The organism is Bacteroides sp. M10, from assembly GCF_014334015.1.
In the GTDB taxonomy this organism is placed as follows: Bacteria; Bacteroidota; Bacteroidia; order Bacteroidales; family Bacteroidaceae; genus Bacteroides; species Bacteroides intestinigallinarum.
This window is the reverse complement of sequence record NZ_CP060488.1, coordinates 3,033,952-3,050,506: the sequence shown is the minus strand read 5'-3', so window position 1 is coordinate 3,050,506 and position 16,555 is coordinate 3,033,952. Positions and strand designations below refer to the sequence as shown.

The following is a 16,555-nucleotide window of genomic DNA, read 5'->3' as shown; positions in this document are numbered from 1 at the left end:
AATTTTTAATCTTTAATTATTAATTTGTAAATATGGATTATTCACAATTTCTATATATGCGAGAAGAGCTGTCGCTCATAGCTGTCCTACTGCTGCTATTTCTAGCTGACCTCTTCATGAGTCCGGATGCACACAAAAATGGTGGGAAAGCACGCCTGAACACAATGTTACCCGTTATTCTGATGGCTATCCATACAGCTATCAACTTAATTCCGGGGACTGCTGCCGATGCATTCGGCGGTATGTATCATTATGTACCGATGCACACAGTGGTTAAATCCATCCTGAACGTCGGCACACTGATTGTTTTCCTGATGGCACACGAATGGATGAAAAGAGAAGATACTTCGTTCAAGCAAGGAGAATTCTATGTACTTACCCTCTCTACCTTGTTTGGTATGTACCTCATGATTTCTGCCGGACACTTCCTGATGTTCTTCATCGGACTGGAAACTGCATCTATCCCGATGGCAGCACTGATTGCCTTTGACAAATACCGTCATAACTCTGCCGAAGCAGGAGCTAAATACATTCTGACAGCCCTTTTCTCCAGTGCATTACTGTTGTTCGGTCTGTCAATGATCTACGGTTCTGCCGGTACTCTTTATTTCGATGACCTTCCTGCCCATATTGACGGAAATCCGTTGCAGATCATGGCATTTGTATTCTTCTTTACAGGAATGGCATTCAAATTATCATTGGTTCCATTCCACTTATGGACAGCAGACGTTTACGAAGGTGCTCCGAGCGCAGTTACCGCTTATTTGAGTGTTATATCCAAAGGATCGGCTGCATTTGTTTTATTGGCTGTACTTATCAAAGTATTCGCTCCAATGATTAATGACTGGCAGGAAGTACTTTATTGGGTAACCATCGCTTCTATCACGATTGCCAATATATTTGCTGTCCGTCAGCAGAACCTGAAACGTTTGATGGCGTTCTCCAGTATTTCGCAAGCGGGATACATTATGTTGGGCGTTATCGGAGGTACAGCACAGGGCATGACAGCTTTGGTATATTACGTATTAGTGTATGCTGCTGCCAACCTCGGAGTATTTGCTGTGATTACTATCGTGGCCTTACGCAGCCAGAAATTCACGCTCGAAGATTATGCAGGACTTTATAAAACGAATCCCAAAATTGCTTTTCTGATGACTCTGTCTCTGTTCTCATTGGCAGGTATCCCTCCGTTTGCGGGATTCTTCTCCAAGTTCTTTATCTTCATGGCTGCTTTCGATGCAGGTTTCCACTTGCTGGTATTCATTGCATTGGTAAACACAGTGATTTCATTGTACTATTATCTGTTGATTGTAAAAGCAATGTACATCACTCCTTCCGATAGCCCAATTCCTACTTTCCGCAGCGACCGTTGCACGAAATGGGGACTGGCACTCTGCACACTGGGTATCATCGGACTGGGTATCGCAAGCATCGTATATCAGTCTATCGATAAATTGTCGTTCGGAATATAAACGGACAACCTCTATAACATAAGAAACGGTCTTGGTTTCATGTCAGCATCAATCGACATAAAAACCAAGACCGTTTCTTTTATATATTAAATTGCCCCTTTACTGGGCGCAACTCATCTCTTCCGTCACAATTACCCCGGGAATAGTGAACCAGAACCGTGATCCTTTTCCTTTTTCAGAGTCAACGCCAATACGTCCACCCAGTTGTTCTACAATACTTTGACAGATAGAAAGTCCCAATCCTGTACCGTGCACAAAAGAATTTAGCTTCACGAAACGTTCAAAAATATGCGGTAACTGCTCTTTCTCAATACCGATGCCCGTATCTTTGACATAAAACTCCAATTCTCCCTCTTTTAGTTCATATCCGACATGAATACTCCCTTCGGAGGTAAACTTCATTGCATTATTAACAAAGTTAGAGATTACTTGATGTATACGATTACGGTCACTAATGACATGACAAGCCGGGAGGTGATTATCGAGTACCAGTTCCACATCTTCTTTCGCTTTCATACGCATCGAGCGGACAATATCCTCACACAACAAGTTTACATCTACGTCTCCATTAGTAAACTCAAACGTACCAGCCTCAATCTTCGACAGGTCGAGTATATCCGAAATAAGTTGCAGTAAGAGATCATTATTCTCACGTACGATCTTAATATATTCCTGACGTTCTGCCATGTCTTCAGTTTCCACCAGCAAATCGGAGAAACCGACAATAGCATTCAGCGGCGTACGGATTTCATGACTCATATTTGCAAGGAAAGCACTTTTCAAGCGATCCATCATCTCTGCTTTATCGCGTGCCTGAATCAGTTCAGCTTCGGTCTCTTTCAGCTCTGTGATGTCATAATTGATACCGATGATTTCTATTTCGTTTTCTTCCGGTCTATAGTTGGTGACCATCACATTACTGCTAACCCAATTCCATTCGTTCTTTGTTCCAGGACGACGAATACGCATCTCCCCCTGGAAATGTCTTCTTCTTCCCTCCCTGACTTCGTCATAGAAATCAAGAAAACGTTTACGGTCTTCCGGATGCATTTGGCCATAAACTCCTACAACCTCGCTCAAAGGAACATCTTCCTCCTCACCCAAGTTCTTATACCACTGTTTAATGGCATAGCCTTTCCGGTTCAAAAGATTCAGTTTGGCATAACCTACCTTGGCATAGTCGGATATCATCAGGAAGAAATTCTCAAAATCACGGATACGATTCATCGCGTCAATGCGTTCCGTATTGTCAATGCTGATTAGGATATATCCGTTGAAGTTCCCCTCGTTGTCATATAGTTTACTAACTTTCGAATATAGTTCGATCACGTTGGAGCGACTTGTTTCATAATATCCCCCCGCTTGCTCAAAAGAATAGTTAAGCCGGAAATCGACTAAATCTTCATTCCGTACACGATCACGGATACTTTGCGGCACATTCGGATTCTCAAAGAAGTTAATCCCTATCACATCCGATTTATTCACTACACCGAATATCTCAAGATCTTTATTATTCAAATCCATCAGATATCCGTCCTTATCGTAGATTTCGACTCCTGCCGGAATATTGGCAAAAATATTTTTAAAAAGCTTTTCACTACGGTCGAGTGCCCGATTGGCTTTTACAGATCCCGTGGAATCGAGGAATAACCCGACAACTTCGTCCTTTTCCGGAGAATAAATAATCCAATGAGTATAGCGTTCCGTTTTAGAGAAATATTCATCTTTCTCCTTATAAGAATCACTTTCCAGAATTTCTTTCAGGAAATCAAGTTTTTGGAGATAGTCGGAATGCTTTTCAGATCCCAAAGCACCAATATAGGATTCCAAAGGATGTCCGAAAAATGCAGAACTTACTTCATTTGCATCCGTCACCCGATAATCACAAGGATTATTATTCTCGTCACGGATAATAGACATACGTATATATCCCATCGGCATAAAATGGAACAGGTTATTCAGGAAAGCCTGTTCACGGATGACCTTGTCTTTAGCTTTACGCAATTCAATACAAATGCTTATGATATTTCCCAATGAGGAAAACCACTGAAAATCTTCATTACTCCAGTCATGGTAATTCTTCACCAAATCAATGCCCATATACCCCCAAATGTGGTCACCTGCCAGTAATGGGGTAACCATCAAAGAACGGATCCCCTGGACAGCAAGTATCTGATACTCATCAGCTGCTTCTTCGGGCAACTGTTCCAATGTATTTAATAGAATCGGTTTACCAGCTAATATCTGTTCACTCCACCATTTCGATTGACTGATAGGTATATTTTGAAGAGTCTCTTTTTCTGCTGACACCCCCTCGGAAACAACTTCGTAAGTGCAACTATGATGAGTGTGGGTCTCGTCATACTCAAAAATATAAACGCGACCTTCTCCATTATAAAGATCCAAAATGTCTTTTAAAATATCTGTTGTACACGATTCCACCTCTTTGTCACGAAGGAAACGAAGCAATGATTGCGACACAAAATTCTGACGGCGAAGCAAGTCATTTACACGTCTTAATGCATCCCTTTGCTCTTCTTCCTTAGGAGCCTCGATACGCTGGATTACCCCGAAAGACTTATCACCTCCACCAGCACCTGTCCCCTTTTCACGAAAAGCCAAACGGGTATGCAACCAAACCTCACCATATTTTGAATGAATAGGGAAAGTTTGTTCGTAAAAGTCCTTATGAATAGAAGAATTCGCCTGAAATTCCTGGGCTATCTGTTTGCGATAATCTTCACGTACCAGATTCAGAAAGTCCGAATTAGAAATAGTGTCTCCATCCAACCCCAGAAGATCACAAAGATAATCGGAACATAAGTAATATCCTGTCGTTAAATCTACTTCCCACCACCCGATCTGTGCAAGAGAAGCCATTTTATGGTACCGCTCGTTGTCTGTTTGCATAATTTATATCATTGTAAGATAATAGGTCGACAAATATACGAAAAAGGAAATCACTCATACCATAAAGAACTAAATAAAAAAGCTAAAAGAAGATTATGAAACAAAACAAATAGAATATGGGAGAATCTGTTTGTTACAAATTCTCCCATACCTCCCATTGAAAAAGATAAACTTCGCTAATCTATATCTTACTTATAATGAGGAGAGGTTATATCCGGTCCAAGTAAACAAGGATACATCTGCACCTGTGTTAGTAGTTGGCTCGGTAAATGTATTCAATGTACCATTCAGCTTATTCTTAAAATTCAATGTATTGGTGATGCTGATGCTGGACGCTGCATTTCCCGCCCCTTTACTATCGTTCATATCAATCAGGTCGATGGTTCCGCCAGTACCTTTGACAAGGGCATTTGTGATGGTAGCTTTTGCGCCACGACGAATTTTTATCACATCCTGCATACGGTCTACATTGTCCGTTGTATTTGCAGCATTATTTACGATCGTCATGTTCTCAACCGTAAAGTCCGATTGACGCAGATGATCGGGATAGATACCGTCCAGATTACCGTCTGCTTCAATACCGCGCGGATCTGCTTCTGTACTGGTATAACCGCTTTCCCAAACACCATAGCAGTTCTTCAATGTACCGGAATATCCTTGAGTAAAGTCGAACATATCATCATCCGGGTTTACAGCCAACAGGTTCGTTACATTCACTGTACCACCAAAGAATTCGATGGCATCATCCGCACTTTCAAGAATATAGATATTCTCAATCTTGGTACCGTTTCCAACACCGTTCAGCGTCAATCCGTTGTGTTCGATATCTGCTGTAGAGCGGGCACCGGCATAGCAGATTTTCACATAAGTCAATGAACCGGAATTATCATTATCGACACTACCACCATATTTATAGTTATTGTCGATTTCCGTCAAGCCAGTATCACTCTTATTTGCATTCGAGCCGGAGATCGGAGCTTTACCGTTGATAATGACTCCTCCCCAATAACCGGATGTAGGACTTGTTGAGTTGGCTGTGAAAACGATTGGCTTGGCAGCGGTACCGTCAGCATAAAGTTTACCACCCTGTGCTACCAGCAGATAACTGCTGAAACCTTCACGAGCTTTAATCGTTGTTCCGGCAGGGATATTCAGACGTCCTCCGTCTTCAATCACGACTGTTCCGTTCAGAATATATTCCTTAGCTTCCAACGTTTGCTCTCCGGTCAGCGTTCCGGACAGGATATTTTCACCCACAACGATAGAGCTACCTGTTCCGCCATTGTTTCCACCATTTCCGTTACCATCGCCGTCTCCGTCACTATCACTGCTACATGCAGTCAATGTAAGTGCTGTTGCCATAACGGCAAATGTCATAAAGTTCACAAACAATCTTTTCATTTTGCTTTCATTATTAGTTAATAATCTTATTTCATCACCCGGCTTAGAATGTACACGACACACCCAGGCTTATATTTATTCCTTTCTTATAATCATTCAGTATCACTTTCTCCCCGTTTTCGTTCGCTTTGCGACTTAACTTATACGAGGGATTCAGCAGATTACGAGCTTTCAGGTTGAGTGAGAGATGTTTATTGAGTTTAGCTTGAGACACAAAATCCAGTGTCAGGATTCCCTGCTCCATCATATCCTGATAACCCTGTGTACCAATGGTATATATCTTATCACTCACATAATTAAGTACCAATGTATTGACAAAGCTACGCTTACCCTTCGTGAAGTTATGTGAGAGATCGAAATTGACAATCCACGGTGCAGCTCCTTCCAGTTGCGAACCGGTAGTTACCGTTGCCAAAGGCATTTTTGCATTCGTATAGATATAAGAGCCGTTCAATCCTAAAGAGAGTTTATTTATTCCATTCGCGGCATTACCCACCGGACGGACAAACAGATTCTTACGTATTTCCACTTCTACTCCGGCTACGGTTGCTTTGTCTGCTATATTCTCATAAGAAAGATAACCTCCGGCACTTGCCACTTCTATGCGGGATATGGGATTCTTGATAAGTTTATAAAAAGCCGTGAGAGAAATCAATTCGGTCGGAGTGGGATTAAAGTCCCATTTCAGATCAAGGTTATAATTATCCGAAGGTTTCAGATTGGGGTTACCCTGGCTGTTGAAGTTCACACCGACATAACGATAAGGAGATATTTCCTTTGCCTGCGGCAGCGTATACGTTTTGCTGGCTCCCAGACGAAGCGAGTTTTTCTCATTCAGATTGTATTTGAGATTCAAGCTGGGCAGGAAATAATCTTTCTGAATGGTATTGTTTCCTTTAGAGCCTCCACGATTTACATTATAATCCACTTCAATATCCACCTTGTCATATTTCAATCCCAGATTCACAATCCAACGGGAAGTAAACTGGTAGGTAGCTTCGGCATAAGCGGAATGAATATTCTTTTTTACTGTATATTCATCTATATTCTTCTGTATCTTAAACCAGTCGGAAGAAAAGTTTTCCTGATTATAATAATCATCAAGCGAGAAGTCATCCAAAGAAGGAATGGTAGAAACATGCCCTACCGTCAGGTTATACTCCGTAGCTTTGAAGTTATCATCAACGAATCTGCCTGCATATCCGAAACGGACATTTGATATCTCTTCCACATCATCTTTCAGACGATAGACCAAGCCTGCTTTTACATTCAGATCGTTTTCGTCTAAAGTTGAGAAATAGCGCTGTTGCGAGTTTCCTCTAAGCAATGTATATCCATTTTCGGCTTTGGTCAGGTTGTTGATACGACGGTCCGGTTCATAACCTTTCACCATGTTATAGGAAGCACCTGCATCCAGACTTAACGATTTGGTTAATCCCCAGTTAGTCATCAGCTGATTAACGATCAACATATTGTCATTCGCCTGTTGACGACGGGTGAATCCGAGGTTTTCATAGTCGTCACTAAAAATAGAGTTCTTACCATTGTAATCGCCCACTGATTGAGTATTAGCATGAATCATCATAAAATTATAACTGATATGATGACGGTTCTGCATATCGAAATCAACATTGGCAAGTGCCAGCTGACTGATATTCTCCGTATACTTCTTGCCATTCATATCTTTGTATATCGTACCGCTGGTAGTTGTATTACGTATGATTTCATCCGTATACTGATAGTCCGTCGTATGTCCGGCAGTCAGGAAGAAAGAAAGCGGATTTTTGTCTTCGCCGACATAGAATCGTTTACCACCGGAAATGCTATAACTCCGGTTGATCTGGAGATGTTGACCGGAAGGGTCTAACTTATTTTTGAAGTTCCATGAGTTTTCATCCACAGGTTCGGTACGATTGGCAAAGCCCATAAAGTTCACCCCATCCTGTTTCAGAAAATCAGCCGCTACAGTCTGCGTGTTCAAGCCACCGGAAATGCCGAATCCCAGATGACCGCTACCGATCAGCTCCTTGGATACAATATCTATGGTTGCCCCTCCAACATCACTGCTGCCTCCTGCGTTGAATGCTTTATTTACGCCTACAGACTGGATTATATCCGTACCGAAGAAATCAAGAGAGATATTCTTATATTCCGGATCTTCGGAAGGAAGAGCGAATCCGTTGAACGTAGTTGCATTGTAACGGTCTCCCAATCCACGGACAAAAACATTCTTCACCCCGTCTTGTTTAGATACTCCGGCAACTTTAGTCACGGCACCTTCTGCATCCGAAACACCCTTGCGGGAGAGTTCCCTGACGCCGACGGATTGCACGGCAATCACTGCTTTCTGCTGTTCGAGCAACAGCATATTCTCATTTTCCCGGTTCTTTTTGGCTACTACCACCACGTCGGAAAGTTCTTGTGCATCTGTTTCCAGTTCCAAATTCAAAATCACCAGCTTTCCATTTTCCACACGTACTTTACGGCGCACTTCTGTCTTGTAGCCTACATATTTGATCTCGACGTCATACATACCTTCCAGAACACCCACGCTGTTCAATTCGAAATTACCATCCATATCGGTAACTGCTCCGACTTGAGTGCCTAACAGACGTATAGTAGCTCCTATCAAAGGCTCTTTGGATAGTTTGTCTTTCACAGCTCCTTTAATCTTGATATTGACAGCCGATGCGGAAAATATAAACAGGCAAAAGAAAGCTGCCACTGAAAATCGAATAAGAAATAGTTTTTTCATCTAACTTCGCTCTACATTTTAATTACGTCGGCAAAGGTAGGAGTCGGGCATTACAACAATAAGACGAAGTAAATACAATTTATTGAAAGAGTCGTTGCAAGATGATTACAACATGTTACAAACATATTATCAATCACTTACGACATAACTCTAACCTGTTTATAAGCCAATTTAAGACTGTAACTTCACTGTTTTATCCCTCATTACGAATAAAACTAATCGTCTGACTACTGTTGAACTTTCGTCTGACAGTTGTCAGACGAAAGTTCAACAGTAGTCAGACGAAAAGATAACAATTGTCAGACGATTAATTTTATGCATATCGAAACCTAATTCTCCGTATTCGGCGAATTAGTTCATAAGGAAGAACAGGCTAAATCAATTTCTTTTTCTTCCGGTAGTTCTCACGAAACTCTTTGGGCGAACAACTCTTTTTCTTTTTAAAGATACGATTAAAATTGGAAAGATTATTAAAACCGCACTCATAACAAATCTCGGCAATAGACATAGTAGAATCTACCAGTAACCGGGAAGCAAAGCCCAAACGAATATCAATGATATAATCAGATAAATTCTTTCCGGTACGCAGTTTGAAGAACCGGCTGAACGACACATCCGTCATTCCCACCATATCAGCCAATTGCCCCAGACGTATTTCCTCCTGATAATGTTCATTGATATATTCCTGCACCTTTTGCACACGACGGCTGTCCGAATGAATATCTATCTTGGCAAAAGACGAACTGGACAATGTACGGGCTTCTTCTTCAAAGAGAGAAAGCTCATACAGTATCGTCATAAACTTGATGACTGCATAGAACCCCTGTTTCTCGGAAGCAAGTGTATCCAGCAACGGATAAATTTTCAGTATGGCAGACATGGGAAAACAAAGTCCTTTTTGTGCCTTATCCAGCATCCGGCGGATAGAGTCGAATTGATTCTTATTGATAAAACTCTTGAAGAAAAGATCGGAAGAAAACTGGATGGTAATCTCCCGTATCTCTTTAGAACGACAGTCGTTCTGTTCCCAGACGTGTTCCAGGTCTTTTCCCGTTATCAACACCAGATCATAGTCACCTATCACTTCGGAAGAATCTCCTACAATCCGCCTCACTCCGGCAGCCTTTTCGGTGAAGTTCAATTCAAATTCGGAGTGATTGTGAATAGGATAAGTGAATTCCGTTTTATAACGCTCCGCAATGTAAAAGCAATCCTTATCTGATAAAGGAGTGATTTCACGGATAATCTGGTTGGATAACGGTGTAGTCATAGTAATAGTAATTTATAAGCGTTTGATTAGTTTTCTATCTTTACCCCTATCCGATGGAGGTCTGCTCCTGACGGATTCTGGAAGACACGCAGATCGAATTCGGGAATAATGGCAAGCACATGATCGAAAACATCTGCCTGTATACCTTCGTAGGCAACCCATACTTTATTGGCAGAAAAGAAGTAAAGTTCCAACGGAATACCGGTTTCGGTAGGTTGGAGCTGACGTACCATGCAGGTCAGATCCTGATTAACGGTAGGCAGGTTTTTCAGATAATTAGTCAGATAGGCGCGGAAAACTCCCAGGTTTGTTTGCCGGCGTCCATTCACTAAGACGGAGTTGTCGATGTGATGCTCCTTATTATATTCTTCCACTACCTTTTCCGTTTCATCCACATAGTTCGTCAAGAGTTGTATCTTCCGGTATTTTGCCAACATTTCCGGTGTACAGAAGTGCACGCTGGTCATGTCTATATTAATGGAACGTTTCACACGGCGCCCGCCGGATTCCTGCATTCCCTGCCAGTTCTGGAAAGAGTCACTAATCAACAGGTATGGGGGAATGGTAGTGATGGTGTTATCAAAGTTACGCACTTTTACGGTATTCAACGTTACCTCTATCACCGTACCGTCCGCACCGTATTTCGGCATCGTGATCCAATCACCCACTTTCAGCATATTGTTGGCAGAAAGCTGGATACCGGAGACAAATCCCATGATACTGTCCTTGAATACTAACATCAAAACGGCAGCGGAAGCGCCCAATCCGGTCAGCAGTACCACCGGACTTTGCTTTATCAGGATACTGATAATAATAATAGCTCCTATAAAGAAGAGAATGACTTGTGCTGTCTGCAAAAGTCCCTTCAAAGGTTTGTCCTTATATTGTTCGCGTGCGCTATATACGAGGTAAACGGCTGTGAACAACGCACTAACGAAGCGAAGAAAGACTGCCAGGATATAAATCATGCAAAGTCTGCGAAGGAAGTCCAGCAAACCGGAGTCCGCATGTTCGGGAAATGCGATAGGGATAGATATATAAATCAAAATAGGTGCTACCAATCTGCTGATATTCAGCATCACTTTATCATTAAATACAATATCATCCCAGGTTGCTTTCGTCTGTTTCACCAATTTGGCTACGGTACGCAGAATAATCTTGCGGCAAATCAGATTGGCTAGTAAAGCGATTCCGATTATGCACAATAAGATGATAAAGTTATCAATCTTATCCGCCCAGACTTCATCTACTCCCATCGAAAGCAAAGCATGGTTTACTTCTTGCATCATTACATTACCTGCTTCTTCCGGCCGTCCATTTGCCAATGCTACACTCACAGTATCAACTACTTCCTTTACTTCTTTCATAAGCAATCTTCTCTCTCTTTTTTAGTTTTTCTTTTATTTATGATTTCTGTTTATTTCTTCCTTCTTCTAAATATTCACTGATATCCTGCCGCAGCCAATCGTAATGGAAGAGCCTTTTGTAGGCTACATTCTTCTTGAGCATGATTTCCACATTTACCTGACTGTTCTGATAACAAGTAAGTTCGTTTCTGAATTGTTCATTATGTTCGGCCAGTCGTTTGATTTCCTGTTCCCGTTCACGGCGTAATACGGTGCAGACCGGAATCAAGAGTTTCATTACCACATTATCCATCACATGGTGTCCCTGCATATACAAGTAGGTAGTTTCCGGCACCAAGCCCAGTTCTTTAAATTCAGCCTGCAGTCCGTTTACTTGATTAATGTTATGAGGAAATTTCTTTTTCAACTCTGCCAACTTCTGGTTAACCCGTTGTTGGAGTGATTCCAGGCTCTTTTCCGGATACCGGAGATTAATCTCACGCAAAGAAGTATAGGTATGGAAATCGTACATCGGGAAGGTGTAAGTATCCCGTTGGCGATAGAACCAGACGTTCCAGAGAAAAAGTGGATATACAATTTCGGAGTACCGCTTCAGGTAGGAGTTGAAATCCAGGATGGAACGATCGTTCAATGTGGCCTGCACGCATACCTCGTGAAGGCTTTCGGCAAAACAATGATAGTTTTCAATAGCATAAGTATAAGTCTGAAAAATATATCTGTTCCGGTTGATTTTACGGGAGGTATTAGTGGCTCCCTGCAACAGGAAATCATAGTCGCTGTCCACACAGGCAATCAGGCTTCTCCCCAGTTCGGCTGTATTCAGCGTGTTCATGAGGACCATCTTTTTTCCTTTTGCCAGGGAGGTGGCCGAAGGAAGCATCACTTGGAAATAGTGTTCATCATCTTCAAATTCTTCAAGCAATGTGCGCCAGAAAGCAATGTCATCATAGCTTTCTACATAAGCGATGATACGTCGGCGGGCTTTCTTCGGATAAAGCTTATGGGCGGCATTGAAATAGGAAGAAGTCAGATTATCTCGTAGTGAAGTTGCCATTTGTTTGATTTATATTGGTAGATATATCGCTTACTTCTGTCACGGCATCCAGCCAGCCTTCCATAATGACGGCAGGTGAATGAGTGGTCAGGATGATCTGCACATTCGGATTCAGCTCACGTATCATGGCAATCAGTTTTTGCTGCCATTCTATGTGAAGGGAAGCTTCCGGCTCATCCATAAACAGTACGCAGTGGCTGTTGTCCTGCACAAGTACGGTCAGCAGAATAACCAGCATTTGCTTTTCGCCGGACGATAGTTTATAGGGAAACAATAGTTCGCCATCCTGATAGAAAGCAATATCATTTCGTTTCCGGTCTATCTTTTTACGTGTATAGCTGAATAATTCGTCAATCATATCCTGAAAGCGGCGCTTAGCATGAGATAGAGTGGCTGCCTTACGGCGTTCTTCCTCATCAGTGCTGGAAAGCATTTCGATCATCTTATTGCCTATGTTGACCTGATAATCGAGATAACGGCGTTGCAGCAGGTAGAGTTGCCAATCCAGTTCGGACTTTACATTCTTGTCTGCCATACGGGCTGTGAAGTCTCCCATAATCAAGGGACGGTCGTAGCTCCGGATCACATCATAGGGGATATAGGTTGCCTGGGGATCGTCAAAGAAAAGACGCACTCCGTTCTTCTCGTCACTTTTCATTTCACCGGAAAGTTCCTCGAGATATCCCACCGAACGGTTCAGAATGGTAGTCTTCCCCACTCCGTTGATGCCGGAGAGGATATTCACATCGGGACGCAAATCCCATCCTATATTAAAGCGTTCCCATAGTCCGTGTATTTCGATACGACGGATATAATTGGCCTGTTGTTCCATAATATTCAAGTTTAATCAAGGCAAATATAAACAAATCATACGATAAATGAATCACGTTTACAGCAGTTTTCAATAAAGGTAACAAATAAAAAGAATGGCGCAGGTAATGTGGATTTTTGATTTTGTCCACATTACTGCGTCATTCGTATTTCAAAAACGGTTCTTTATGTCAGAAGTATAAGAACAAGTCAAATTACGATTAACTCAATAAGTTCATTTCTTCCTCTGCCGACGGTTCAGCCTGTCCTTCCGGCAAATCGGCTACACCGAAGTTCTTGTAATCCGTCAGTTTATTGCCTGCGTCTTTTTCTTCTTCCGTCTTTTCTACAACTTGGTTCTCGGTTCCTTCGGCAGCTTCCTGTATATCTTCATTGACGAAAATATATTTGTAGTACCATTTTTCAAAGGTATTTGCATCGATTCCCAATTCAGCCATCAGATGTTCGCGGACAGTCGGGTCGAGATTTTCAGGAAGGATAGCTACTTTCTTTGCATTGCCATACTTACGCATGGTGTTCTGACACTCTTTCTTGATGGCGGGAATTTCTTTCAAGCCCATACCAATCACGTGAGGTCCCAAGTCCTTGACCGGTTTAAAATATTTGATTGCCTTCAACTTCAGGTTCGGAAGAGCAAGAGCTGCGGAAGCCGTATTCAAACTAAGACTGGTGGCATCAAGAACTATTTCAGCTCCCGTCATAATGCCTTGTGCTACCTGCCAACGTCCCATACCATAGCTCAAGAACTGATTGTTTACGGAATCGATCATACATTTGAAAAGATAGTTTTTTCCTCCTACGGAGAAAGAAGCCTCCCGATATTTGTAGTGAGAAAGGCTATCCCGATATGTTGAAATCTTGTTATACAAGGTGTCACAAGACAACAGATATCCATCAATGGTTGCATCTCCCGATGGTTCGGGCAGCTCCCAGATAATTTCTTTTTTCTCTTTTTTCTTCTTGTCTTTTTGGGCACTCAAAGAGGTCGGGTACACAAAAGCCAATCCTAGCATAGCTACGAAAACTAATAACAGATGTTTGTTTCTCATGATTGCAAAGTTTAAAATGTTTAATTATAGTAGATTTGATTAGAATATTATTTCAGTTGTCGTGCTATCTATCTTATAAGATTTCTTATCGCCATAGAAGTAGAGATAAGAAGGAGGCGTATCCTTGAAAACAACACGGAATGAGCCGTCGCCCCGGGTAGTGCCCAGAGGTTTGTCATCACTGTCTGGCTTCGGATTGCCAGGGGTATTGGAAGCATAGATGGGGATTCCACCACCATTCGGGTGTCTGCCGGTTATTTCCTGATATTTCACAGTGACTGTTGCCACTTTATTATTCAGTGGGTGAGCCTTCAATTTCTCGTCCAATTCTTCTGCACGGCGTTCGAATTCCGTCGTACCGGGAGCATATTCCAACACTTTCTTGTAGCTACGGATCGCTCCCCGATAGTAGATAAATACGCTGTCAGCCGTAAATCCTTCTTTGCGTTCCACTCTCGCTCCTTGTCTTTCGAATTTCTCTGCATAAAAAAGGAATTTACGGGCAGAATTCATCTTACCCAGTTGTGCTTCCAGCTCACTCCGTTTATCCACAGGGCAGTTTTCATGGCTGCGGGCATCCTGATAAGCATTGGCGGCAGCAAAGAAATCGGCTTCTTTCTCTTTGGCTTGAGCTTTAGCGAGCAGTTCGTCAAATGAAGCTTCTTTTTCTACGATTTTCACGTTGCTGACAATGGTATAGCTATATGACTTCTTAAATTCCAAGTCACCTCCGAGGTCTACATCAATGGCATTGGAAGAGCCTACCTTAATTTTGAATATAGGGTGTTTGACATATGTCGGTGTCTTTTTCTCTTCATCCAACATGAATTCAATGCTATAGGCATTCAAATCACCGCCTTCCTGCTTCACCGAAGAAGTGAAGTTGACATCAGTCACCGGAACAGCCTGTCCGTCGGCAAAACACAACTTGCCATTACACTCTATATTCACCTTTTTCATGGCAGACAGGAACGTTACTTTCGCAGCTTTCGACTGCGGGAAGAGTCCGTCATTATTCCTTTCAATCGTTATAAAGTTCTCATTGAACGTCCCCACGTATCCTTTTCCTTTTCGCAAAACAAGCATAAAGTCTTTCTGCCCGACGGGTAGTCTGACCAGGAAAGTGGATTTTATAAAATCATCTTCATAATCTTCGGGAAAACTATAATTGATGGTATAGCGGTAAGTTCCGTCGTCATTCGTGGTTCTTACTCCTTTTTCCTCGCCCATATTATGAGTCATCACCAACTTATCGCTATTAGAATTGATGATAATCTTTACCTGATTAGGGCCGGCTGTAATGGTGGGATCTTCTTTGGGCTCCACAAAGAAAACCCTTTGTGCACTTGCCTTCATCCCTATCACTAACGCACAGCTTAGCAATAACAAAATATGATATGGTCGTTTCATCGTACTTTTACAATTATAAATCAATTACGAAATCGCCGGGAGTGAAGATTTCTTCCTGGGCTATTTCTTCCGTGTGATTATCATTCATCCAACGAGGTTGCCAGGTACGCACATGAATCTGCACCTGATTCTTATCGCGGAAATCCCACAACATAAACAGATAGCCATCATCGTTATAGCCGCTGCTGTTGGCATAAAGTTGATGAACGGTTACTCCATAAAAGCCTTCCATCTTCGGGTTAGGATGCTTTACAACCTTCACATCGTCAAAGCGGACATTAATCCACTTGTTGGCAGCAAAGCTCTTTTTCAAGTTGTTGATGTATTCCTGCTTACCTTGTTTCTTATAGGTTACTTTATTATAAGTAATGCCTGCACCGTCGGTTTTCTTCACTTTAGTCACCGAACCTGTGATAATCAATGCGTCTTCACTGAAGATATTATCCAGAAAATGAATATCCTGTTCGTTGTAAGCCGTACGGAACTGCTCTACGTAGGAAAGGATTTCTTGGCGACGGGCTACTTCTGTCACCGTCTTGCCTTTCTTCATCACATTTTGATAAACAGTGGTGCTAAGTGTAAAATTGAAACGCGTGATGTTTCCACTTGCGTCATAGTTAACCACTGCTTCCTGATATTCATCATCCAATGTCTCGCCTACAGGCTTAATCATTAGAGGTATTTGGCGAACCTGATATCCGTTTCCATTGCGGATGCAAGATTGAACGACTTCCGAGTCATCACAATAGAAATGGGTATTCTCCCACAACGCATTCAATCCGCGTTCTGCCGTATCGGTCAGTCCTAAAGACACCAGATTCAATGCTCTGCCTTCTTTAAATGCTTTATTGATTTCTGTCAGGAGTGCGCTGGTCGACTTTTCCATCTTTGCCTTTAAGCCGGCATCATATAAACCGTCAGCAATTTCCAGTCTCACAGCATCCTGGGCTTGCACAGGTAGAGTCATCAGTGTACAAACCGCTACCAATGCCCAACTCAAAATTATACTTTTCATTTTCTTCTCTTTCTACTTATG

Annotated in this window: 11 protein-coding genes; 1 reads left to right on the top strand and 10 read right to left on the bottom strand. The window is 42.2% G+C overall.

What is annotated here, in order from left to right; genetic code table 11:
• Window positions 1-32: 32 nt before the first annotated feature.
• Window positions 33-1,472, top strand: a complete 1,440-nt coding sequence (locus tag H8796_RS10840) for an NADH-quinone oxidoreductase subunit N (protein WP_117934670.1) — start codon at window positions 33-35, stop codon at window positions 1,470-1,472.
• 99 nt (window positions 1,473-1,571) lie between these two features.
• Here H8796_RS10840 and H8796_RS10835 read toward each other — a convergent pair whose 3' ends face one another.
• The 10 genes from H8796_RS10835 to H8796_RS10790 all read right to left on the bottom strand — a co-directional run bounded on the left by H8796_RS10835 (window position 1,572) and on the right by H8796_RS10790 (window position 16,534).
• Entirely contained in the window at window positions 1,572-4,382 is a 2,811-nt protein-coding gene (locus H8796_RS10835; protein WP_117934667.1) for an ATP-binding protein, read from the bottom strand.
• A gap of 192 nt (window positions 4,383-4,574) precedes the next feature.
• A complete protein-coding gene (locus H8796_RS10830; RefSeq protein WP_117934665.1) occupies window positions 4,575-5,783 on the bottom strand; it encodes a hypothetical protein in 1,209 nt (402 codons plus the stop codon).
• Between the two features lie 43 nt (window positions 5,784-5,826).
• Window positions 5,827-8,538: a TonB-dependent receptor gene (locus tag H8796_RS10825; RefSeq protein ID WP_117934662.1), complete on the bottom strand. Its 2,712-nt coding sequence runs from the start codon at window positions 8,536-8,538 to the stop codon at window positions 5,827-5,829.
• Between the two features lie 373 nt (window positions 8,539-8,911).
• Window positions 8,912-9,808, bottom strand: a complete 897-nt coding sequence (locus H8796_RS10820) for an AraC family transcriptional regulator (RefSeq protein WP_009000371.1) — start codon at window positions 9,806-9,808, stop codon at window positions 8,912-8,914.
• Window positions 9,809-9,834: 26 nt separating this feature from the next.
• Window positions 9,835-11,175, bottom strand: coding sequence for a mechanosensitive ion channel family protein (locus tag H8796_RS10815; RefSeq protein WP_117934659.1), 1,341 nt, complete (start codon window positions 11,173-11,175; stop codon window positions 9,835-9,837).
• A gap of 37 nt (window positions 11,176-11,212) precedes the next feature.
• A complete protein-coding gene (locus tag H8796_RS10810; RefSeq protein ID WP_117934656.1) occupies window positions 11,213-12,229 on the bottom strand; it encodes a DUF4435 domain-containing protein in 1,017 nt (338 codons plus the stop codon).
• Window positions 12,207-13,061, bottom strand: a complete 855-nt coding sequence (locus H8796_RS10805; RefSeq protein WP_117934653.1) for an AAA family ATPase — start codon at window positions 13,059-13,061, stop codon at window positions 12,207-12,209. Before H8796_RS10805 ends, H8796_RS10810 begins: the two co-directional genes overlap by 23 nt.
• Before the next feature lie 199 nt (window positions 13,062-13,260).
• A complete protein-coding gene (locus H8796_RS10800; RefSeq protein WP_117934651.1) occupies window positions 13,261-14,109 on the bottom strand; it encodes a hypothetical protein in 849 nt (282 codons plus the stop codon).
• A 39-nt stretch (window positions 14,110-14,148) separates the two neighbouring features.
• Window positions 14,149-15,519 (bottom strand): hypothetical protein, encoded by a 1,371-nt coding sequence (locus H8796_RS10795; RefSeq protein ID WP_233530390.1) that lies wholly within the window; start codon window positions 15,517-15,519, stop codon window positions 14,149-14,151.
• 13 nt (window positions 15,520-15,532) lie between these two features.
• The gene (locus H8796_RS10790; protein WP_117934648.1) at window positions 15,533-16,534 is read right to left on the bottom strand and encodes a hypothetical protein; all 1,002 of its coding nucleotides are present in this window, start codon (window positions 16,532-16,534) and stop codon (window positions 15,533-15,535) included.
• Between the last annotated feature and the right edge of the window lie 21 nt (window positions 16,535-16,555).